This window comes from Halorubrum sp. Ea1 (genome assembly GCF_002252965.1).
Classification (GTDB): domain Archaea; phylum Halobacteriota; class Halobacteria; order Halobacteriales; family Haloferacaceae; genus Halorubrum.
Window position 1 is genome coordinate 1 of sequence record NZ_NHPG01000152.1, and the last position, 18,958, is coordinate 18,958.

Below are 18,958 nucleotides of genomic sequence, written 5' to 3' on the forward strand. Positions count from 1 at the left end.
GGCGACGAAAGCACCGCAACGAGGGAGCGAGAGCGACCGAGTGAGGAGCGCAGCGAGCGTACGCCGCCCTCGCGGCTGGGGCTTTGGCTGTGTTCGTCGGTGAGCTGCTGTCAACCACATACGACCGAGCGGCTGGGGCTTTGGCTGTGTTCGTCGATGAGCTGCTGTCAACCACATACGACCGAGCGGCTGGGGCTTTGGCTGTGTTCGTCGATGAGCGGCTGTCAACCACATACGACCGAGCGGCTGGGGCTTCGGAGGCGGTCATCGCGGCGTCACCGATTTATAAGCGAGCGGCTGGGGCTTCGGGGTGATTCTCCGCCGGTATCCGGTCGACGATATCCGAGGGTCCGGTCTGATCCCCGCCGGTATCACAGCGTTCAAACCCGCCCTATCCTTCCAACACCTATGAACGCGGACCGTCGAATCGCCGCCGTCGAGGAGGTTCCCGAGGACAGCACGCTGCTCGTGACGCTGCAGCCCGTCGACCCCGAGAGTGTCGACGACGGCGAGGGCGACGTGGGCGAGTCAGAGGACGGCGCCCCCGAGGCGGAGGCGATCCTCACGCGGGCGACCGGCGAGGTGCGCGCGTTCCGCAACTACTGTCAGCACTGGACCGACGTGCGCATCGACAAGGACGACGGGGCCTTCGTGCGGAACGGCGAGGTGTTCTGTCAGAAGCACGGCGCCACCTTCGAGGCCGACGGCGGCTACTGCAACTTCGGCCCCTGCGAGGGCGCCGTGCTGGAGGGCGTCGACGTGACCGTCGACGGCGACGGCGTCTACCTCGCCGACGACGCCTACGAGTTCGTCCGGCTCGGCCACTCCAACCGCGACGGCGACAGCGGCGACTCGCGGATCGACTTCACGGGGAACTGAGACGGGCGGATCACGTCCGTATCGGAGCACCTCCGGATTTAAAACCGCGTCCGACCGCTCGCCCCGCCAGCGTCGTCCCGACCGAGCGCCTTCTTCAGGAAGCTCATCCAGCGCTTGCGGTCGGCGGCCTTCTGGCGCTGTTCCTCGGTCTCCGGGTCGGGGGCGTCGAGCCCCTCTAACGCCTCCAGCGCGCGGTCGATCCCGATGATCGACGCCGCGAGCTCCTCGCCGCGCTCGTAGCTCACCTCGTTCTCCTCGATCGGTTCGAGCCGCGCCAACCGCTCCCGGCGGAGGTTCCGCTTCGCGCGCTCGACGCGGTCGCGCTCGCCCGGGGGGACCGAGTCGCGCCGCTTGATCTCGAAGACGAACGACCGCAGCTCGATCGGCTCCCCCTGGACCTCGATCTCCTCGGGGATGTCCGCGCCCACCGTCGCGGCCTCGCGGTTCACCCGTTCGAGGAGCCCCTTCCGTTCGTACTCCTTCACGGCCGTACGGTAGGCGGCGGTCGCACTTCGCTCCTTCGGCGCGGGCGGCGGCGGACAGCGGGCGGCGGCGGGCAGCGGACGGCGAGCGACGGCGGACAGCGGACGGCGGCGGCGAACCGCGCGTCCGGACGCCGCTCGTCGCACCGCGAGAAGGGACGACGTTAACCCGACCGCGCCGCTAGCAGTCCGCATGGAGCCGCTCGAAGCCGAGCTCTCGCGGGCCCGCGAGCTCGCCGTCGACGACCTCGCCGACGCCATCGAGGCGATCGGCTTCGAATGCACGCGCTGCGGCGGCTGCTGTACCGGCTACGCCCCCGACGAACCGGGCGGCGCGCCGGCCGGGGAGGGGGTCGGCGAAAGCGACGGGAGCGGCGAGAGCGACGCCGGGTGTCACGGCGGCGACGCCGACCCCGCAGACCGCGAGCCCCACACGGCCACCGTTTTCCCGGACGAGGTCCGCGAGGTCGCCGCCGCGGCCGAGGAGCGCTACGGCGAGTCGTACGACTGGCGCGACGTGGCCCGCCCGATGCCGTTCGGCCTCTCCGAGGGCGACGAGGGCGAACCGACTGGCGAGACGTTCGAGTGGGCGCTCGCGACCGACGACTGCGGCGACTGCACCTTCTACGAGGAGACGGACGGAACGGGCGCCTGCGCGGTCCACGACGACAGGCCGCTCATCTGTCGGACGTACCCGTTCAGCGTCGCGCTCGACGGGACGAGCCAGCCGATGGGCGAGGCGGTCGACGAGGCGGGGGTCGTCCGCGCCCACGAGTGCGAGGGGCTCGGCCGCGACATCTCCCGCGAGGACGCCGAGGCCCTCGCCGCGTCGCTCAAGGAGCGCGCGGTCCGCGAACTGGAGGAGGCGATCGGCGTCCGTGATAACTACGACCCGGAAGCCGCCGAGCGCGCCGACGGCGACGTCGTCGTCTTCGACTCGGAGGGACCGAAGGAGGCCGACGGGACGCCGGTCGACGGGGACTGAGCGAGCCCTCGCCGTCGCGGGCGGAGCCTCAGACGACGTCGAGCGCCGCGTCGACGTCGGCGGCGATCGCCTCGCGAGCCGCCTCGTCCGGGAGCGTGAGCGGCGGGCGCACGCGGGGGTCCGGGATGAACCCGCGGTGCGCGGCCGCGACCTTCGCGACGGGCGCGAACCCGTGGTCCCCGCACCGGTCGAACAGCGGCGCGATCGCCCGGCGGTGGAGCGCCAGCGCGCGGTCGTCGTCGCCGGCGCGGAGCGCCTCGCCGAGCGCGACGAACGCCTCCGGGATCACCTGCGAGAGGGCGTGGATCCCGCCGTCGACGCCGAGCGACGCGCTCGGGTACAGCAGGGCGTCGACGCCCTGAAAGACGGTGAACTCCTCGGGGGTTCGGGCGACGGCGACATCGATCGCCGAGATATCCCCGCTCGTGTCCTTCAGCCCGACGACCGACTCGCGCTCGGCCACGGCGGCGAGGACGTCGGGGTCGATCGGCTCGCCGACCGTCGACGGGATGTCGTAGAGGAACAGCGGCAGGGGCGTCTCGTCGGCGACCGCGTCGAGGAACGCCCGCTGTCCCGCCGGCGCCGTCGAGTTGTGGTAGTACGGGAGCGTGACCAGCCCCGCGTCCGCGCCGGCCGCGTCGGCCGCCCGGAGCCGGTCGAGGGCGCCCGAGACGGTCGTGTCCGCCGCGCCCGCGATCACGGGGACCCGACCGTCGGCCGCCTCGACCGTCGTCTCGACGACCGTCCGGCGCTCCGCGTCGGTGAGGCTGGCGAACTCGCCGGTGGTCCCGCAGGGGACCATCCCGTCGAGCCCGGCGTCGACGAGGGCCTCGACGTGGCCCGCGAGCGCGTCGGCGTCGACGTCGCCGTCGGCGTCGAACGGGGTCACGATCGGGGGCGAGACGGCGCCGTGTCGGAACTCGATGTCGGGCATGCAGTCCGGTTCGGAAGGGTGCGAGAAAGGTCTTGGTGCCGCGACGGCGGTTGCCGGAAGCGAGCGCGACGGGGCAGGGTCGCGGTTCGCGACGCCGTAGCGTCGAGCCGGGACCTCGATCCCGAGCGCCGCGGTCAGTCCGCGCCGACGGGACCGCGGTCAGTCCGCACCGACGGGACCGCGGTCAGTCCGCACCGACGGAACCGCGGTCCGATGCGACTCCGCGGGCGCCGCGGTACCGGTCGCGCAGTCCGAGCGCGAGCGCGCCGAGTCCGAGCAGCAGCACGAGGAGGTCGACGAGGCCGCCGACCCACGGAACGAGGCCGATCGCGGCGATCCCGAGGACGCCGAGGAGGAGGGCGACCCACCGGTTCGGTCGGCCGAGTCGGTTGAGGACCCACGACCCGAGGGCGTACCGACCGTACACGGAGCCGATCCAGATCGCGACGACGTACGCCGCGATCCCGACGAGCGCCAGCGGGATCCCGACGACCGTGACCGCCACGAGGACGAGGAGGATCGGCGTCCCGATCAGCGCGACCAGGCCGACGCCGCCGCTGCGGAGCGAGTCGCCGCCGACGCGGTCGGCGACGCCACGCGAGAAGCGGGGGAACGCGAGCAGGAGCACGGCGCCCAGCGCGAGGTTGACGGCGACGCCGTAGGCGGACCCGACCCACGACGGCGCGAGGTCGGAGCCGAACGCGACCCCGGTGTCGCCGCGGAGACTCGTGTCCTCGACGACGCCGCCGGCGACCGTCGCGTCCGGACTCTCGGTGAACGTCTCGGCGTCGTACCGGAACTCGCCGCCGACGTCCGCGTTCGGGCCGAGCACGACCGAGTCGGCGGCCGCGCGAACGTCGCCGTCGACCGCGCCGTCGACCGTTATCGAGCCCGCACCGACGTCGAGCGATCCGCCGATCCGACCGGTGTCGGTCAGCTCGAACGAGCCGGCGCCCGTCTCGACGTTCCCGCCGACAGTCCCGTCGACCACGATCGTCCCGGCGGCGGCCTGGACGTTCCCGTCGACGCGGCCGGTCTCCGCGACGCGGATCGAACCGGCCGCTCCCGAGAGGTCGCCGTCGACGGTGCCGCGGACCACGATCGTCCCGGCGACGCCGTCGATCCCGTCGACCGTCTCCCCCTCGTCGACGACGATCGTTCCGGAGGCTCCCTGCACCGACTGGGCCGTCGCGAGCCCCGTCGCGAGCGGGAAGAGGAGCGCGACGACGGCGAGAGCGACGGCGATACGACGACGAAACGCGTTGGAGGACGGGTCCATGGCGGATGAATTATTTTTCAGTGACATATATCTGTCTGGTGAGTGGTGTCAAGAGTCAGTCGGTAGCCGCGACCGGCGGGGCCCGGTCCGAGTCCCGCGACAGACGTCCCGCTGTCCGTCGCCGCGCCCGGCCGATGCGCCCGGTCCGTCGAGCGCGCTGACGCGCAGTCGGACCGGATGCGTCGGCCGCGTGTTCGCGCTCGCCCGCAGCGACAGCTCCGTCGTCACGGGTTCGAGCCGCAGCCGGCGGAGCAGCGTCGCGGTCGCGAGTCGGAGTTCCTGTCTCGCGAACCGCATCCCGATACAGTGGCGCGGGCCGCCGCCGAACGGGAAGTACGCGTATTCGGGGCGGTCGCCGACCGCCGGGCCGGCGCCGTCGTCACCGCGAGCGGTCCCTGAGGCGTCGCCCTCGTCGCCGTCACTCCCGTCGCCGGCGGCCTCGTCACCGGTGGCCTCGTCGCCGTCGGTCTGCCGGAGCCACCGCTCGGGCCGGTACGTCTCTGGGTCGTCCCACCACCGCTCGTCGCGGTGAACCGCCCACGGCGAGAGCGTCAGCACGACGCCGGCCGGAACGCGGTAGCCGCCGAGGGTCACCGGCTCGGTCGGCTCGCGGAAGAAGGAGTGGACGGGCGGGTACAGCCGGAGCGCCTCGTCCACCGCCGCCGTCAGCGCCGGACACTCCCGGACGTCCGCGGGCGTCGGGTCGGCGTCGAGCGCCGAGACCTCCGCGCGGACCCGGGCTTGGAACTCGGGCCGGCGGGCGAGGCAGTAGAGCGTGTACGTCAGGCCGAGCGCGCTCGTCTCGTGGCCCGCGAACAGGAACGTCACCGCGTTGTCGACGAGCTGATCGTCGTCGATGGCCCCGAGCTCGGCGGCCGCGACCAGCGTGCCGAGGAGGTCGTCCGCGGCGCCCGGGTTCGCGGGCGGGCCGGCGGCGCGGCGTTCGGCGACGAGGTCGCGGATCGTCGCCCTGAGCGCACGGATTCGCCGCCGGTACCGCCGGTTCGTCGGGGTCGGGATCCACTCCGGGAGGAAGGAGGCGATCCGGCCCGTGTCGAACCGCTCCGTGACGCTCTCGGCGGCCGCCCGGACGGTGTCGCGCTCGCGCTCGACGTCGCTTCCGAGCAGGCTCTCGGCGAGGACGGCGAACGCGTAGTCGGTCGCGGCGGCGTGGACGTCGACGACGTCGCCGTCGTCCCACGAGGCCGCCGTTCGGCGGGCGTGCTCGACCATCGCGTCGCCGTACGCGGCCACCCGCTCGCGGAAGAACGCCGACCGCATCGCCGTTCGCTGCTCGCGCCACGCGTCTCCCTCGGCGAGGAACAGCCCGTCGCCGAGGAGCCCGCCGAGCCGCTCGCGGGGCATCTCGCCCTTCTCGAACCGGTCGTGCTCCTCGACGAGGATCGCCGCGATCGCGTCGGGGTCGGTCACGAGGTAACTCTCCGTGCCGAACACGTCGTAGCGGACGATCCCGCCGTGCTCGGACGACCGCCGTTCGTAGAACCCGAGCGCGTCGCTCGCGAGTTCGTGGACGTTTCCGAACAGCGGAATCCCGCCGGGGTCCGGCGGTCGCGGCGCGTCGCGCGGAGCGGTGACTCCGTCTCCGTCGGTCGTCTCGCTCATACGGATCGATCGGCGCCGCGAAGCGCTGAGGGTTCGCACGGACGCGTCCGGGTATTTTTAACTGATAGGCGGTCGGTCGTCGGGACGATTCCCATGCGATACGTGCACGTGGATATCACGTTCCCGCCGTCGGTCCGGCATCCGATGCACGGGTTCCTCGACGAGGGCGACGGCTGGCGGACCGAGATGCTCACGTGGCGGCGGCTCCCGGACGAGACCTTCGTCACGCTGTTCCGCGTCGTCGCTCCCCGCGAGCCGTACCTCGACCGGCTGCGGTCGATCGACGCCATCGACCGGTTCGAGACGGCCCCGGGCGACGACGCGTTCTATCTCAAGGCGTACGAGCGACTCGGCGGGCCGCTGGAGGCGTTCCTCGGGGCGTTCGCCGGCACCGATTTCGTCTCCGTGCCGCCCGTGGTGTACCGCTCGGAGGGACGCATGTCGTTCGGGGTGATCGGCCCGCCCGATCAGCTCCGGGACGTGCTCGCGACCGTTCCGGACCCGATCGACGTCGATATCGACCGGATCGGCTCGTACGGCGGCGGTCGGCGGCTGGCCGGCGTCGAACTCACGGAGCGCCAGCGGGAGGCCCTCCGCGCCGCGCGCCGCGTCGGGTACTACGACGTGCCGCGAACGGGATCGGTGGCCGACGTCGCCGAGGCGGTCGGCTGCTCCTCGTCGACGGCGGGGGCGCACCTCCGGAAGGCGGAGGCGGCGCTGGTCGAGGCGCTCCTCGACGGCTGATCCCAGTCCATGGGGACGCTCCGCGAGCGTCGGCGCCGCGTCTACCGGATCGGCGGTACAACTATACTGGTCCGTCGCCACTTACGGGTGGAGTCTACTATGGAGATCTCAGAGAAGCTCCTCTGTCTGTTCAGCGCCGACGTGCGCGAGGCGGACGGCCAGTACGTCGTCGACGTCCCGCGCCGCGAGATCGAGACCGGGTCGCTGGAACCGGGCGAGACGTATCGGGTCGCGCTTATTTCCCGCTCGGAGGCCGAGACGGGCGACGAGACCGACGGCGGCGCCGACGTCTCCGCGTCCCGCGCCGACGACGGGCCTCAACCCCCGGTCGAACCGGGCGAGATGCGGTACGTCGAGATCGAGGACCTCGGCAAGCAGGGCGACGGCATCGCCCGGGTCGAGCGCGGCTACGTGATCATCGTTCCCGACACGGAGGTCGGCGAGCGCGTGAAGATCGAGATCACGGAGGTCAAGTCCAACTTCGCTGTCGGCGAGGTCGTCGAGGAGGCCGCGTAGCGGCGACGCGAACCGAGCGCGAACCGAGCGCGAATCGAACCCGGACCGAACCCGGACCGAGCGGGCATAATTCGAGCCGGGACGGGGTCCGGACCGTCGTGGCTTCTATCCTGAACCGTCGTGGCTTCTATGTGCGACCCGCGTTTACCTCGAAACATGGAGTCGACGAGCGCCGACGACGAGCGGACCCCTCGACGACCATGCCGCACATGAGCGTTCGACTGCCGGTCGCGGACGCCCCCGAGTCTGTCGGGGACCGCCGCGCCGGCTTCTCTGCCACCGTGTTGACTGAGCTGGGCGTCGAGCCCGGCGACCCCGTGAGCGTTCGGGGCGGTCGGACGACGGTCGCCGTCGCGGCGCGCGTCGACGGCGACCCCGGCGGGGCCTGTCTCCCCGGGTCGATCCGCCGGAACGCGGGCGCCGAGGTCGGCGACACGGTGACGGTCGAGCCGGTCGACGCCGTCGCGGCGTCCGCGGTCACTCTCCGCCTCGACGAGCGGATGGACCTCACCCGCGCGGGGGCCGCCCTCCGGCGGCGCCTCGACGGGACGGCCGTCTCGGTCGGCGACGAGGTGGAGGCGACGCTGCTGGGCGGCGCGCTGAACCTGACGTTCGTCGTCGAGGACGTGGCGCCGTCCTCGCCCGGGATCGCGAGCGAGGAGACCGAGATCGAGGTCGAGACGGGCGAGGGGACGGCGGCGGTCGTCAGCGAGCCCTCGGTGTCCGCGACCGACAGCGTCGTGCCCGCCGAGACGTTCCGGGAGCTCCGCGAGGCCGCCGCGACCCGACTCGACGGGCGGGAGTCGTTCGCGGCGGCCGGCCGGCCGACGACGCTCGGGCTCCTCCTCCGCGGGCCGCGGGGCGCCGGGAAGACGACGCTCGTCGAGGCGGTCGCGGCCGCGGTCGACGCGACCCTCGTCAGGGCCTCTGCCGCGCGGCTCCGCGGCGAGGGCGCGGGCGACCGCGAGCGTCGCCTCGACCGCGTCGTCGAGGCCGCGAGCGACGCCGACCGAGCGGTGGTGCTCTTAGACGACCTCGAGGTCCTCGGCGACGACGGCGCCGCCGCGACGCTCGGCGACCGCCTCCGCGAGACGCTCGACGAACTGCGGGCCGCGGACGGGACGGTCGCGATCGGGGTGACCACGGACGCCGAGCGCGTCCCGGAGGCGCTGCGACGCGGCGGGCGGTTCGACCGCGAGGTCGAGGTCGCGCCGCTGAGCGTCGCGGACCGACGGGAGGCCTTAGAGAGCGTCGCGCGGGACGTGCCGCTCGCGATGGACGTCGACTTCGCGGAGACGGCGACCCGGATCAACGGGTTCGTCCTCGCCGACGTGACGGTGCTGGTCGACGTGGCGCTGGAGCGGGCGATCCGCCGGGACGGCCGAACCGCGGTCCGCCAGTCCGACGTCGACCACGCGATGGACGTGGTCGAGCCCAGCGGGCTTCGGGATGTCGCGGTCGAGTTTCCCTCGGTCGCGTGGGACGACGTCGGCGGGCTCGAGGCGGCCAAACGCGAGATCGTGCGGGCGGTCTACTGGCCGCTCGAGTACGCCGACCGCTTCGAGCGAGCCGGTATCGAGCCGCCGTCGGGCGTGTTGTTGTACGGCCCGCCGGGGACCGGGAAGACGCTCCTCGCGCGGGCCGCGGCCAGCCTCAGCGACGCGAACTTCATCTCGGTGAACGGGCCGGAGCTGTTGGACCGATACGTCGGGGCCAGCGAGCAGGCCGTCAGGGACCTGTTCGCCACGGCTCGGGAGAACGCGCCGGCGGTCGTCTTCTTCGACGAGGTCGACGCGATCTCCCCGAAGCGACGGAGCGACGACACCGGCGCCGGCGAGCGCGTGGTGTCCCAGCTGTTGACCGAACTGGACGGGCTGGAACCGCTGACGGACGTCGTCGTCGTCGCGGCGACGAACCGGCCGGACATGATAGACGAGGCGCTGTTGCGCCCCGGCCGGATCGAGAAGACCGTCGAGACGCCGCTTCCCGACGAGCCGGCGCGGCGGGAGATCCTCCGGATCCACGCCCGTGACACCCCGACGGCCGAGATGGTCGACTTCGACGCGCTGGCGGAGCGGACGGCGGGGTACAGCGGCGGCGACCTCGCCGCGCTGGTCCGCGAGGCCGCGATGCTCGCCATCGAGGACACGATCACCGACGACGGGAGAAACGGGGATCTCACCGTCGACGCGGATCACTTCGAACGTGCGTTGGCCGAAACGACGCCGTCGGTGGGGGACGCTCCCGATCGGGACGGCGCGTTCCAGCGGTGAGTTACGCCCGTTCCTCGTGTAAGTTGAGGACGAAGTAGGCGATCCCGAGTGCCGTGACTAACTCCACCGCGGAGATCAGCCAGAACGCCGTGGAGAACTCCAACCCCTGGTTCTGGAGCGTCGGCAACGCGAACAACGCGCCGGCGGCGACGACGAAGCAGACGACGATACCGACGACTGATCGAACGTTCAATACGGCAACCGATTCATCGATGTCGTCTGACATTAGTGATAAAAAGACTCACAGCGAGTCGGGTAGTTACCGGTCGATACGGCCTTAATCGGCGGCAGACGGCTCTCCGGCCGACGGCTCCGGCGCTTCGGTGTCGCCCATGATGGCGCGACTGCGCAGGAGGATGAGCCCGAAGCCGACCTTCGCGCTCACGTCGAGGATCATGAAGCCGAGCGTCTCGACGCCGAGACCCACGATGCCGGCCCCTTCGGTTCCGACGAGCCACAGGATCGGGTACGCGGTCCAAAGGACCAACGTCAACACGGTCAACGTGTTGAACGTGCTCTCCACCTCAGCCGAGCGCGCCTTCGCCGCGCTGCGGAGGCTCGTGGCGAGGTAGTACAGCACGAAGATCATCGCGATCGTGCTGATGAGCCAGAACGAGTACCGCGCAAGCATCGTCTGTGAGAGCGCACCGACGAGGCCGGTGACGATCATCAGCGCGTCGACGCCGATGAGCGTCCCGATCGTCACGCGGTCGACCTTCGCGAGGAGCGCGAGGTCGAGCAACAGCAGCGGCGTGGTGAACAGCCAGTCAGCGTACCGCGCGTAGTAGATGTCGAGCGTCCCCCGGCCGACGACTTCGACCTCGGTCAACCCGATACCGAAGAACATCGACAGGTACGCCGCCGACGCGATCCCCGGCACGAGGATCGTGATCGCGTAGTACTCACGCGCCTCTTTGTTCGTGACTCCCCAGCCTTTCGCGATGAAGTAGAACGTCCCGAGGAGCATAAATATCGTCCCGATACCCAGCCACAGCGTTTCGGGCCGACCATCGCCGAGGAGGTCGAACCCTGCTTGAAGTACTGTCGGATCCATACGCAACTACACGTATCACCCATAAAACAATCAACTTCGACACAGCATAGTAAGGTACGCGCTCCGGCCGGGTCTGAGCGAGAATATATATTACTATTTTGAATTAGAAAGAAACACCGATCAGGCGGGGTTTCCCGGATTCGGCGCCGCGAGCGTCGGCGGTCTCGGCGGGTTGTCCGCCGGCGCCGGCGGGACGGACCTTACTAGTGACCCAAAATGAAACCAGTCTGGCGACCGTACTACCCGTATGGCGAACGACGAGGCCGAGACGGAGACCGAAACGACGGACGAGACCGATGAAACGACGGAGCGCGAGACGGAGGCGGAGACGACGGCCATCGACGTGGAGGCGCTCGACACGTACGAGGACCGCGTGGAGGAGCTCTCGTCCGCGCTGGAGGAACGGGAAGAGACGATCGAGGAGCTCGAGTCCGTGGTCGAAGCGCAGTCCGAACAGATCGAGACGCTGGAGGATCGGTTCCTCGATCTGTCCGCCCGCGTCGCGGACGGGCGGAACCTCGGCGTCTGTCCGGAGTGTAACGGGCCGACGGAGAAGAAGGAGCGGCTGTTCCGGAGCGACACGATCGAGTGCCTGCGGTGCGGCGAAGTCATCCACACGTACTGAGCCGCGCAGTCCGGTTTCGCGCCCGCGGGCACGGGCGACTCGTTCAAGCGAGGCGGTGCCGAGAGGCGACTCAGTCGTCCCCGTCAGCCGAGACGCGGGCGTCCCAGTAGGAGACGGACGCCACGTAGTCGCCCGGGATCGTGTTGCCGACGAGCTCGTCGAGGACCCGGAAGGGCCTCGCGACGGGGCCGGGAAGCTCGCGGTAGAAGCCGTACGGCAGCACGAAGTCGTGCTCCTCGCCGGCGAGCGTGAGGCCCGCCGCGCGGAGCATATCGACGACCTGTCGCTCGGAGTAGAGCCGGGAGCCCATCGGGAGCAGCCAGGTGTACAGCGTCCGGAGGCTACGACGGTTGAACGTGTCGAAGAACACCTGATCGGCGCTGACGCGGCGTAGCTCGCGGGCGAACGGAACCGGGTCGTCCATCAGGTGGAAGAAGCGCATCGCGACCACCGTGTCGAAGTGGTCGTCCGGAAACGGGAGCCGCGAGGCGTCGCCGCGAACGAACTCCACGGTGTCCGACAGTCCCCCCTCGACCGCCTTCGCGCGGCCCTGTTCGAGCATCTCCCGGGAGATGTCTATCCCGACGATGTCGGCGCCCCGGTCGGCGATCATCGTCGTGAACCGACCGGTGCCGCAGGCGACCTCCAGCACGCGGTGCCCATCCTCGATCGGCCCGAGCGCCGAGAGGACGGCCTCCTTCTCGCGTCGGTCGATGAGCTCCCCGCCGCCAGAGAACCGGACGTCCTCGTACTCCTCCGCGACCTCGTCGGCCTGGTACCAGTCCTGTCCCTTCACGTTGTCAGTACTGCACGCCCGACCGACAAAACCGTACTGGATGCGGTCGGGGACGGCGTCGGCATCCGCCGGTCGCGGCGGGGTCGGCGCTCGCCGGCTCCGATCGGCCGCTATCCGCTCGTCGAGACGGCGTCGGCCGAGATCTTGAGTATCACCCGCGGCCCCGACTCCTCACCGTGGTGGGGGTACTCGTCGACGTCGAAGTACCGCCGGGCGAGCTCGTCGATGTGTTCTTTCGCTCCCTCCTCGGTCAGCTCCGCCTCGCCGCGGACCGAGACGTAGCGGTACGGGTCGTCCGGATCGAGCACGCTGACTCCGACCTTCGGGTTTCGCCTGACGTTCCGCTCCTTCCGCCGCCCGCGGGCCGTGTTCACGAGGACGTACTCGCGGTCCTCGTGGTCGACCCACACCGGCGTGACGTGCGGGAATCCGTCGGGAGTCACCGTCGCGAGGTGGGCGTACGACTCGCGCTCGAAGATGTCGACGTGAGACTCGGGAATCACGGAGACGCGTACGGCGGGAAGCGGGGAAAATACCCCGATCGATCAGGATAATCGCTCGCCTGAGACGTGATATTAACACATTATATTATCCCAATCGGATTCCCCAATATGTAGCTAACCTTTACCAATAGGCAAAGGATTCAGATATACCATGAGTACCAGTCCAGCGGAGACCGCCGACCAAGACCGCCTGTCCGAGAGCGAGTACCGCGATCGCCTGCGCGAACTACCCCCTAGCGCCAAGCTCGTCGCGAAGGTACTGGAGGGCGACTCGCCGCTCTCGCAGGGCGGGCTTGCCGAGGAGTCGCTTCTGCCCGACCGGACCGTCCGCTACGCGCTCAACCGCTTGGAGGAGGAGGGGCTCGTCGACTCCCGCTACAGCTTCAAGGACGCGCGCAAGCAGGTCTACTACCTGACTGTCTGAGGCCGCCGCGCGACGGGCGGAGCGAGTCGACCGTCGACTTCGCACGGAGTTCTTTTTAATCCCTCGTCCCGATACCTGACCGTATGGACCTCTCGGTCGTCGTACCGACGCTCAACGGGCGGGACCGGCTGGGCGCCTGCCTCGACGCGCTGGCGACGCACGCCCCCGAGGCGGAGGTGATCGTCGCCAACGGCCCCTCCGCGGACGGGACGACCGGGATGGTGCGCGACCGCGACGACGTCGACGTGCTCGTGGAGATCTCGGACCGAACCGTCAACGTCGCGCGCAACGCGGGGATCGAGGTCGCGACCGGCGACGCGGTGGCGCTGGTCGACTTCGACAACCGGATCGGTGAGGAGTGGCCCGGCGCCGTCCGAGCCGGCCTCGCCGACGCCGCCGCGGTGACGGGACCGGTGACGCCGGCGGAGCCGTCCCGACGGCCAGAGGCCGGCGCCGACGGAGAGCGGGTTAGCGCCGACGGAGAGCGGGTTAGCGCCGACGGAGAGCGGGTTAGCGCCGACGGAGAGCGGGTTAGCGCCGACGGAGAGCGGGTTAGCGCCGACGGAGAGCGGGTTAGCGCCGACGGAGAGCGGGTTAGCGCCGACGGAGAGCGGGTTAGCGCCGACGAGGAGACCGGCGACGGAAGCGGGGACGACGCCGCGGACGAACCCTCCGTGGGGCCCGAGCGCCGGACGATCGCGGGCCACGACGTGACCTACTTCGCGGGCGGGAACGTCGCCTTCCGGCGGGAGACGCTCCGGGACATCGACGGCTTCGACGAGTACCTCCGGACCGGCGGCGCGCGCGACGCGGCCCACCGGCTGGCCCGGATGGGCCACGAGATCGCGTGGCGCGAGGCGCTCGGCGTGACCAAGGAGCTGCCGAGTCCGACCGCGGCCGACGGGGGTCGCAGCGCCCACGAGTGGGGATGGAAGTACCGGGCGCTCGCGTACCGGCTCCTGAAAAACTACGGCGTCCGGCCGACGGTGATGGCGCGGGTCGGGTCGCACGCCGCGACGGACGCGGTCGACGCGGCCGCCGACGTGGTCCGCGGCGAGTCGACGCCCTCCCGGTGGGCCGCGAACGGACGCGACGTGCTCGTCGGCCTCGCCAGCGGGGGTTCGGACGGGCTCGTCGCCCGGGGCCGCGACCGGAGCCCGGCCCGAAACCCGAACGGCATCTCGGAGCGCGCCGACCGCGCCGTGGCGAAGTACGACCGGCGAGAGCGAGAGGAGTGACGGGCGGGTGGAGGGGCGGCGGACGGCGGACGGCAGACGGCCGATCCGCGCCGTCCCCGCGCCTTTTAACCTCCGCCGTCGTCTACGGCCGGTAACGAATGGGACTCACGAAGCGGATCATCCCCTGTATCGACGTCGACCTCGACGACGACGGGGACGCGGCGGTGTACACGGGCGTCAACTTCGAGAACTTGGAGTACACCGGCGATCCGGTCGAGTTGGCGAAGAAGTACAACGCCGCCGGCGCCGACGAGTTCGTCTTCCTCGACATCACCGCGAGCGCGGAGGGCCGCGAGACGATGCTCGACGTGGTGAACGCGGTCGCCGACGAGTGTTTCATCCCGCTCACGGTCGGCGGCGGGATCCGCACGAAGGCGGACATCAAGGAGACGCTGCGCGCGGGCGCGGACAAGGTGTCTATCACGACCGGCGCGCTCGAACGCCCCGAGCTCATCGAGGAGGGCGCCGCGGCATTCGGCAGTCAGTGTATCGTCATCTCGGTCGACGCGCGCCGCCGACGCGACGACGCCGGCGAGCACTTCTACGAGGACGACGACGGCGAGACGGTGTGGTTCGAGTGCACGAAGAAGGGCGGCCGCGAGGGCACCGGGATCGACGCCGTCTCGTGGGCGAAAGAGGCCGAGGAGCGCGGCGCCGGCGAGCTGTTCGTCAACTCCATCGACATGGACGGGACGAAGGACGGCTACGACATCCCGCTGATGACGGCCGTCTGCGACGCCGTCTCCACCCCGGTCATCGCCTCCTCCGGCTGCGGCGGTCCAGAGGACATGTACGAGGTGTTCACCGAGGCGAACGCCGACGCGGGGCTCGCGGCCTCCATCTTCCACTTCGGCGACTACTCCATCGAGGAGACGAAGGAGTACCTCGACGAGCGCGGCGTTCCCGTCCGGTTGTAGCCGAACGGCCGTCGTTCTTACTCGGAACAGAATAATTACCATTCACAACTGTCGTGATTTCCAATAGTTGTGATCGAAATCAACAGTTATTATGCGATGCCGAGCGAATCGTGACGTATGTCCACGTCATCGACGCGTGTCCGTGCCGAGCGCCCGGAGCTCGTCTGCCGACGGACCGACGACGGCTCTGGAGACGGGGAGGTGACGTTCTTCGAACGGGACCGCGATCCCGACGAGCGGACGACCAGGTGGATCACGGTCCGAGAGGCGGACTGCGTGCCGCGCGACGAGTGGCGGTAGAGGATCCGGACCGGCGCCGGCCTCCTCGTCGGCGTCGGTGCGGCGCTCACGGCGTGCTGTCGACGCGCGTTCGGCATCGGGCGAGACCGGTCGATCTCCCCCTTTTTTACCGCGAACCTGCAGAACCTCGGAATCGCGCTGCCGATTTCGCTGCCGTTCGCCGACCCGCTGGTCACCGTCTCGATAATCGTCTACTACGTCGTCCAGCAGATCGGCGGTGCCGCGCTCGCGGACGCGACGTGAGGCCCTGACGCGGTTCGGGCCGGGTCGTCTCGCCGGCGCTCCTGGCTTGCACCGCCGACCGCCCCCGATCGGTTCGCGCCGTCGACCGCCCCGGTCAGTCGTCGGCCGCGACGGCGTCGGTCGTCAGCAGGTCGCGGTCGTCGAGCAGCGCGACGGTCGCCAGTCGGATGGCGTGCGGCCAGCCGAGCGGGGTCGCGCTGTCCGGCGTCCCGTCGTCGAAGAACTGCTCGGGGAGGTAGCTGGTCGACTCGCACAGCGAGCCGCCGGGCGAGACGCGCGCGAGGAGATCGCGGGCGCGCTCGGCCATCCGGTCGGCCCGCGGGTCCTCGTGCGCTTCGAGCAGGGCCGCGAGCTCCGCGCAGGCGTTCGCGCCCCACGCCGTCGAGACGGTCCACACCTTCTCCGAGAGCTGGCCGGCCTGCCGCCACGCGTCGCCCTCGTACCGGATCAGTCCGGCGATCTCGTCGCTCTCGTGCGCGAGCCCGTCGACGACGGTCTCAACGTGCGAGACGAGCCGGTCGAGCCGCTCCTCGTCGACGGCGCCGGCCGCCCCGTCGCTGCCGTCGGCCCCCCCGAGCGCGTCGAACGACCGGTGCGCGCTCGCCAGCGACAGCGTCGAGGAGTCGAGCCGGTCGTCGATCGCCCCCTCGGGCGTCTCGCGGAGCGCGTAACAGCCGCGCTCGGGGACCCAGAGGTCGTCGAGCGCCTCGTACACGCGAATCGCCTGCCCCCTGGCGTGGCCGGCGAGGTCGTCGGGGAGGGCGGCGGGGTCGAGGTCGCCACCGGACGCCCCCGCGTCGCCGTCGGGGGTACCGGCGGCGTCCGAGTCGGCGCCGAGCGCGTCGGCGTCGAGCCCGTCGCCGTGGAGCGCCAACTCGCTGTACGCCTCCAGGAACGTCGCCGCGGTGTGGGCGAACCGCCCGGCGCTGTCCTCCCACGCGTTCTGACAGACGACGGGTCGACCGTCGTCCTCGAGCGTCTCGTCGAGGCCGGCGAGCGCGGCGACGAGGGTCGCGTCGAGGTCGGGGACGGCCACACCGCTCTCTCGCGCCTGCGCGAGGTACGCGATCACGCTGCCGGTCTGGTCGGCCTGGTAGTCGACGTCGGGGCCGTCCTCGATCCGGGCGTTCGCCCACCCGGGCGCGAGGGAGCCGTTCCGCGGCCAGACGCGGTGGGGCCACGAGCCGTCCGGGCGCTGGGTGGCGACGTACATCGCGGCCGAGCGGACGTGCCAGTCGTCGAGCCCGAGCCCGAGCCGGTCGTCGGCGCCGAGCAGGAACGTCGAGATCTCCGCGTCGTCGCGGAACCACGTGTAGCCGTAGCCCCCGGAGGTCGCGTAGAACGGGTCGAAGTCGGGACCGGCGATCCGGAGCCCGGAGTCGGCAGAGAGCAGCGAGAGCACGCGGAGGTCGGCGACGAGCGACTCGCGGGCCGGCGCCGACGCGGGGACGGAGGGCGTCGTCTCGTCCGCGGCCGCGGCGAGGGCGTCGGCCGAGTCGAGGTCGGCGAACAGCTCGTCGATCCGGGCGCGGGCCGCCTCTCGCGTCGTCTCCGCGCGGTCGGTCAGGAGCGACGCGACGGCGGCGACGCCGCCCTCGAAGGGGGCCTCGGCGATCACCTCGCCGGAGAGCCGCTCCTCCTCGTAGCGGTCGCCGTCGCGGTCGCGGGGGAGGTCTGTCGGCGCGTCTTCGAGGAGCTCCGGGAACGTCGCGGGGAGCTGGCCGCGGAGGTCGCGGAACCCCGTGTCGCTCGCGAGGAAGTCGTGCTCGTCGGCGTGGTACACCTCGACCGCGTCGTCGTACCGGAGCTGGCCGACGCGGTCGTCGCGGCCGTCGGGAGCGAACCGGGCGTAGACGACGAGCGAGAGGGCGTCAGGGTCGACGTTCGCGTGCCCGTCCTCGCCGACGTCGACCGTCGCGCGCGTGAGGTGCGCGTCCCCGATCGTGACGTCGCGGCGGGTCACGGTGGCGGCGTCCGCCTCGTGGACGGTCTCGATCAGGGTCGCGTCACCGACGTACCGCTGTTCGGTGGGCGTCTCGTCGAGCCAGACGATCTCGTCGCCGATCGCGAGACCGATCCGCGAGCGGACCAGCCCGGTCCGTCCCGTCAGCGGGTAGCCGAAATCGCGGAGCTCCCCGTCCTCGTCGACGTGGACCAGCCGCCCCTCGCCGCCGGTGAACCGTCCGGTGACGGTCCGCCGTTCGCCGGGAAACCGGGTGGCGTGTCCGGTGTTGCGCTTGTAGTCGTCGAGCGCGTCGCGGAGTTGCATTACGCGGGTAAACGCCCCCTCCGCGTATGAAGTTTTGGTGTAATTATTATTCATGTGTTCGAGAAACGGAAACCCTCAAGCCGGGAGGCGCCCGGGTACCGGCATGCACGAACCCGGGCCTCCGGGGACGACGAGCGTCGGCGAATCGGTCGAGCTGGCGCCTCGGTCCCCGGATCCGGACGGTACGTACGAGTGGACGGTCCGCGACGCGCCCGCCGACAGCGCCGTCGGCGAGGGACCGATAGGGAGCGGCGGCGGATCCGGGAAGGGCGACGAATCCGGGGTGGGCGACGGGTCCGAGGAGGGCGGCGGGTCCGAGGAGGGAACCGGACGCGGAGAGGGTGACCGACCGGAAGACGAACCCGAGGGGACACCACCGGTCCTCGTCTCCGGGGCGACGAGCCGATCGGACGCCCCGGTCCTCCGCCTCCGGCCGGACGCGCCGGGGACCTACGTCCTGACGCTCGACGCGCCCGACGGGACGCACCGCCAGCGCGTGCGCGCCTTCCCGGACGAGCGCCGAGAGACCGAGCTCCGCGTCGCGGCCGCGGACCTCCCGGTCGACGACGACGCCGTCGACCGCGTCTCGCTGATGTGGGCGCACAACGAGCGCCTCCTCGCCCGCGACCGGCCCGAGCGCGACGGCGACGACTGGGTCCTCGAGACCCGGGTGCCGCCGGGGCGCCACCGGTTCAGCTTCGTCGCCAACGACGACCCCGGAAACGAGCACGGCGACGTCGTCGAGGTCCCGGGACCCGGACGCCCCCGGCTCTCGCTCGACGGGCGGGTCGAGGACCGTAGCGACGCCGAATCGGTGGTCGTCCTGACGGCCGACGTCGAGGCGCCGCCCGCGGCCGGCGGGGGCGAAGGGGGG

At 71.1% G+C, this 18,958-nt stretch carries 19 protein-coding genes and 1 pseudogene; 11 read left to right on the forward strand and 9 right to left on the reverse strand.

Annotated features, from left to right (window positions below):
- Positions 1-408 precede the first annotated feature (408 nt).
- On the forward strand, positions 409-879 hold the full coding sequence (locus tag DJ73_RS19050) for a Rieske 2Fe-2S domain-containing protein (protein WP_094558761.1): 471 nt from the start codon (positions 409-411) through the stop codon (positions 877-879).
- Between the two features lie 38 nt (positions 880-917).
- Here the strand turns inward: DJ73_RS19050 and DJ73_RS19055 are convergent, their stop codons facing one another.
- A complete protein-coding gene (locus tag DJ73_RS19055) occupies positions 918-1,364 on the reverse strand; it encodes a DUF5788 family protein (RefSeq protein WP_094558770.1) in 447 nt (148 codons plus the stop codon).
- Positions 1,365-1,554: 190 nt separating this feature from the next.
- On the opposite strand from DJ73_RS19055, the gene DJ73_RS19060 reads away from it, so the two are divergent.
- Positions 1,555-2,346 carry a YkgJ family cysteine cluster protein gene (locus DJ73_RS19060; RefSeq protein ID WP_094558762.1) on the forward strand — a complete coding sequence of 264 codons (792 nt, stop codon included), beginning with the start codon at positions 1,555-1,557 and terminating at the stop codon, positions 2,344-2,346.
- 28 nt (positions 2,347-2,374) lie between these two features.
- Here the strand turns inward: DJ73_RS19060 and DJ73_RS19065 are convergent, their stop codons facing one another.
- From DJ73_RS19065 to DJ73_RS19075, 3 genes are all read right to left on the reverse strand, one after another.
- Positions 2,375-3,280, reverse strand: a complete 906-nt coding sequence (locus DJ73_RS19065; RefSeq protein ID WP_094558763.1) for a dihydrodipicolinate synthase family protein — start codon at positions 3,278-3,280, stop codon at positions 2,375-2,377.
- Between the two features lie 184 nt (positions 3,281-3,464).
- A complete protein-coding gene (locus DJ73_RS19070; RefSeq protein ID WP_094526586.1) occupies positions 3,465-4,559 on the reverse strand; it encodes a polymer-forming cytoskeletal protein in 1,095 nt (364 codons plus the stop codon).
- A gap of 48 nt (positions 4,560-4,607) precedes the next feature.
- Entirely contained in the window at positions 4,608-6,182 is a 1,575-nt protein-coding gene (locus DJ73_RS19075) for a cytochrome P450 (protein ID WP_094558764.1), read from the reverse strand.
- 93 nt (positions 6,183-6,275) lie between these two features.
- Between DJ73_RS19075 and DJ73_RS19080 the strand changes: the two genes are divergently transcribed.
- The 3 genes from DJ73_RS19080 to DJ73_RS19090 all read left to right on the forward strand — a co-directional run bounded on the left by DJ73_RS19080 (position 6,276) and on the right by DJ73_RS19090 (position 9,715).
- Positions 6,276-6,926: a helix-turn-helix domain-containing protein gene (locus DJ73_RS19080; RefSeq protein ID WP_094558765.1), complete on the forward strand. Its 651-nt coding sequence runs from the start codon at positions 6,276-6,278 to the stop codon at positions 6,924-6,926.
- Between the two features lie 99 nt (positions 6,927-7,025).
- Positions 7,026-7,442 (forward strand): TRAM domain-containing protein, encoded by a 417-nt coding sequence (locus tag DJ73_RS19085; RefSeq protein ID WP_094526583.1) that lies wholly within the window; start codon positions 7,026-7,028, stop codon positions 7,440-7,442.
- A 209-nt stretch (positions 7,443-7,651) separates the two neighbouring features.
- Positions 7,652-9,715 (forward strand): AAA family ATPase, encoded by a 2,064-nt coding sequence (locus DJ73_RS19090; protein WP_094558766.1) that lies wholly within the window; start codon positions 7,652-7,654, stop codon positions 9,713-9,715.
- 1 nt (position 9,716) lies between these two features.
- Here the strand turns inward: DJ73_RS19090 and DJ73_RS19095 are convergent, their stop codons facing one another.
- Both DJ73_RS19095 and DJ73_RS19100 read right to left on the reverse strand, forming a co-directional pair.
- Positions 9,717-9,941 (reverse strand): hypothetical protein, encoded by a 225-nt coding sequence (locus DJ73_RS19095; RefSeq protein WP_094526581.1) that lies wholly within the window; start codon positions 9,939-9,941, stop codon positions 9,717-9,719.
- Positions 9,942-9,992: 51 nt separating this feature from the next.
- A complete protein-coding gene (locus tag DJ73_RS19100; protein ID WP_094526580.1) occupies positions 9,993-10,769 on the reverse strand; it encodes a bacteriorhodopsin in 777 nt (258 codons plus the stop codon).
- 247 nt (positions 10,770-11,016) lie between these two features.
- Between DJ73_RS19100 and DJ73_RS19105 the strand changes: the two genes are divergently transcribed.
- A complete protein-coding gene (locus DJ73_RS19105) occupies positions 11,017-11,394 on the forward strand; it encodes a hypothetical protein (protein ID WP_094526579.1) in 378 nt (125 codons plus the stop codon).
- Positions 11,395-11,464: 70 nt separating this feature from the next.
- Here the strand turns inward: DJ73_RS19105 and DJ73_RS19110 are convergent, their stop codons facing one another.
- Both DJ73_RS19110 and DJ73_RS19115 read right to left on the reverse strand, forming a co-directional pair.
- On the reverse strand, positions 11,465-12,190 hold the full coding sequence (locus DJ73_RS19110) for a class I SAM-dependent methyltransferase (protein ID WP_094526578.1): 726 nt from the start codon (positions 12,188-12,190) through the stop codon (positions 11,465-11,467).
- A gap of 110 nt (positions 12,191-12,300) precedes the next feature.
- On the reverse strand, positions 12,301-12,693 hold the full coding sequence (locus DJ73_RS19115; RefSeq protein ID WP_094526577.1) for a pyridoxamine 5'-phosphate oxidase family protein: 393 nt from the start codon (positions 12,691-12,693) through the stop codon (positions 12,301-12,303).
- A gap of 151 nt (positions 12,694-12,844) precedes the next feature.
- On the opposite strand from DJ73_RS19115, the gene DJ73_RS19120 reads away from it, so the two are divergent.
- The 4 genes from DJ73_RS19120 (at position 12,845) to DJ73_RS19135 (ending at position 15,572) form a co-directional block, all read left to right on the forward strand.
- Complete coding sequence (locus DJ73_RS19120) at positions 12,845-13,117, forward strand: helix-turn-helix domain-containing protein (RefSeq protein WP_092921017.1); 273 nt, start codon at positions 12,845-12,847, stop codon at positions 13,115-13,117.
- 83 nt (positions 13,118-13,200) lie between these two features.
- On the forward strand, positions 13,201-14,355 hold the full coding sequence (locus DJ73_RS19125; RefSeq protein ID WP_094558767.1) for a glycosyltransferase: 1,155 nt from the start codon (positions 13,201-13,203) through the stop codon (positions 14,353-14,355).
- Between the two features lie 98 nt (positions 14,356-14,453).
- Entirely contained in the window at positions 14,454-15,272 is an 819-nt protein-coding gene (gene hisF / locus DJ73_RS19130) for an imidazole glycerol phosphate synthase subunit HisF (protein ID WP_094523747.1), read from the forward strand.
- A 117-nt stretch (positions 15,273-15,389) separates the two neighbouring features.
- Entirely contained in the window at positions 15,390-15,572 is a 183-nt protein-coding gene (locus tag DJ73_RS19135; RefSeq protein WP_094523745.1) for a hypothetical protein, read from the forward strand.
- A gap of 337 nt (positions 15,573-15,909) precedes the next feature.
- Here the strand turns inward: DJ73_RS19135 and DJ73_RS19140 are convergent, their stop codons facing one another.
- A complete protein-coding gene (locus tag DJ73_RS19140; RefSeq protein ID WP_094558768.1) occupies positions 15,910-18,084 on the reverse strand; it encodes a glucan 1,4-alpha-glucosidase in 2,175 nt (724 codons plus the stop codon).
- Between the two features lie 103 nt (positions 18,085-18,187).
- Here DJ73_RS19140 and DJ73_RS19145 point away from each other — a divergent pair.
- Positions 18,188-18,958: pseudogene (locus DJ73_RS19145) on the forward strand (alpha amylase); the annotation flags it as partial.

What these genes read in the sequence shown, in the direction of transcription:
- DJ73_RS19050 (WP_094558761.1), top strand. Translation starts at nt 409, where the DNA reads ATGAACGCGGACCGTCGAATCGCCGCCGTCGAGGAGGTTCCCGAGGAC.
- DJ73_RS19060 (WP_094558762.1), top strand. Translation starts at nt 1,555, where the DNA reads ATGGAGCCGCTCGAAGCCGAGCTCTCGCGGGCCCGCGAGCTCGCCGTC.
- DJ73_RS19065 (WP_094558763.1), bottom strand. Translation starts at nt 3,280, where the DNA reads ATGCCCGACATCGAGTTCCGACACGGCGCCGTCTCGCCCCCGATCGTG.
- DJ73_RS19070 (WP_094526586.1), bottom strand. Translation starts at nt 4,559, where the DNA reads ATGGACCCGTCCTCCAACGCGTTTCGTCGTCGTATCGCCGTCGCTCTC.
- DJ73_RS19075 (WP_094558764.1), bottom strand. Translation starts at nt 6,182, where the DNA reads ATGAGCGAGACGACCGACGGAGACGGAGTCACCGCTCCGCGCGACGCG.
- DJ73_RS19080 (WP_094558765.1), top strand. Translation starts at nt 6,276, where the DNA reads ATGCGATACGTGCACGTGGATATCACGTTCCCGCCGTCGGTCCGGCAT.
- DJ73_RS19085 (WP_094526583.1), top strand. Translation starts at nt 7,026, where the DNA reads ATGGAGATCTCAGAGAAGCTCCTCTGTCTGTTCAGCGCCGACGTGCGC.
- DJ73_RS19090 (WP_094558766.1), top strand. Translation starts at nt 7,652, where the DNA reads ATGAGCGTTCGACTGCCGGTCGCGGACGCCCCCGAGTCTGTCGGGGAC.
- DJ73_RS19095 (WP_094526581.1), bottom strand. Translation starts at nt 9,941, where the DNA reads ATGTCAGACGACATCGATGAATCGGTTGCCGTATTGAACGTTCGATCA.
- DJ73_RS19100 (WP_094526580.1), bottom strand. Translation starts at nt 10,769, where the DNA reads ATGGATCCGACAGTACTTCAAGCAGGGTTCGACCTCCTCGGCGATGGT.
- DJ73_RS19105 (WP_094526579.1), top strand. Translation starts at nt 11,017, where the DNA reads ATGGCGAACGACGAGGCCGAGACGGAGACCGAAACGACGGACGAGACC.
- DJ73_RS19120 (WP_092921017.1), top strand. Translation starts at nt 12,845, where the DNA reads ATGAGTACCAGTCCAGCGGAGACCGCCGACCAAGACCGCCTGTCCGAG.
- DJ73_RS19125 (WP_094558767.1), top strand. Translation starts at nt 13,201, where the DNA reads ATGGACCTCTCGGTCGTCGTACCGACGCTCAACGGGCGGGACCGGCTG.
- hisF (WP_094523747.1), top strand. Translation starts at nt 14,454, where the DNA reads ATGGGACTCACGAAGCGGATCATCCCCTGTATCGACGTCGACCTCGAC.
- DJ73_RS19135 (WP_094523745.1), top strand. Translation starts at nt 15,390, where the DNA reads ATGTCCACGTCATCGACGCGTGTCCGTGCCGAGCGCCCGGAGCTCGTC.
- DJ73_RS19140 (WP_094558768.1), bottom strand. Translation starts at nt 18,084, where the DNA reads ATGCAACTCCGCGACGCGCTCGACGACTACAAGCGCAACACCGGACAC.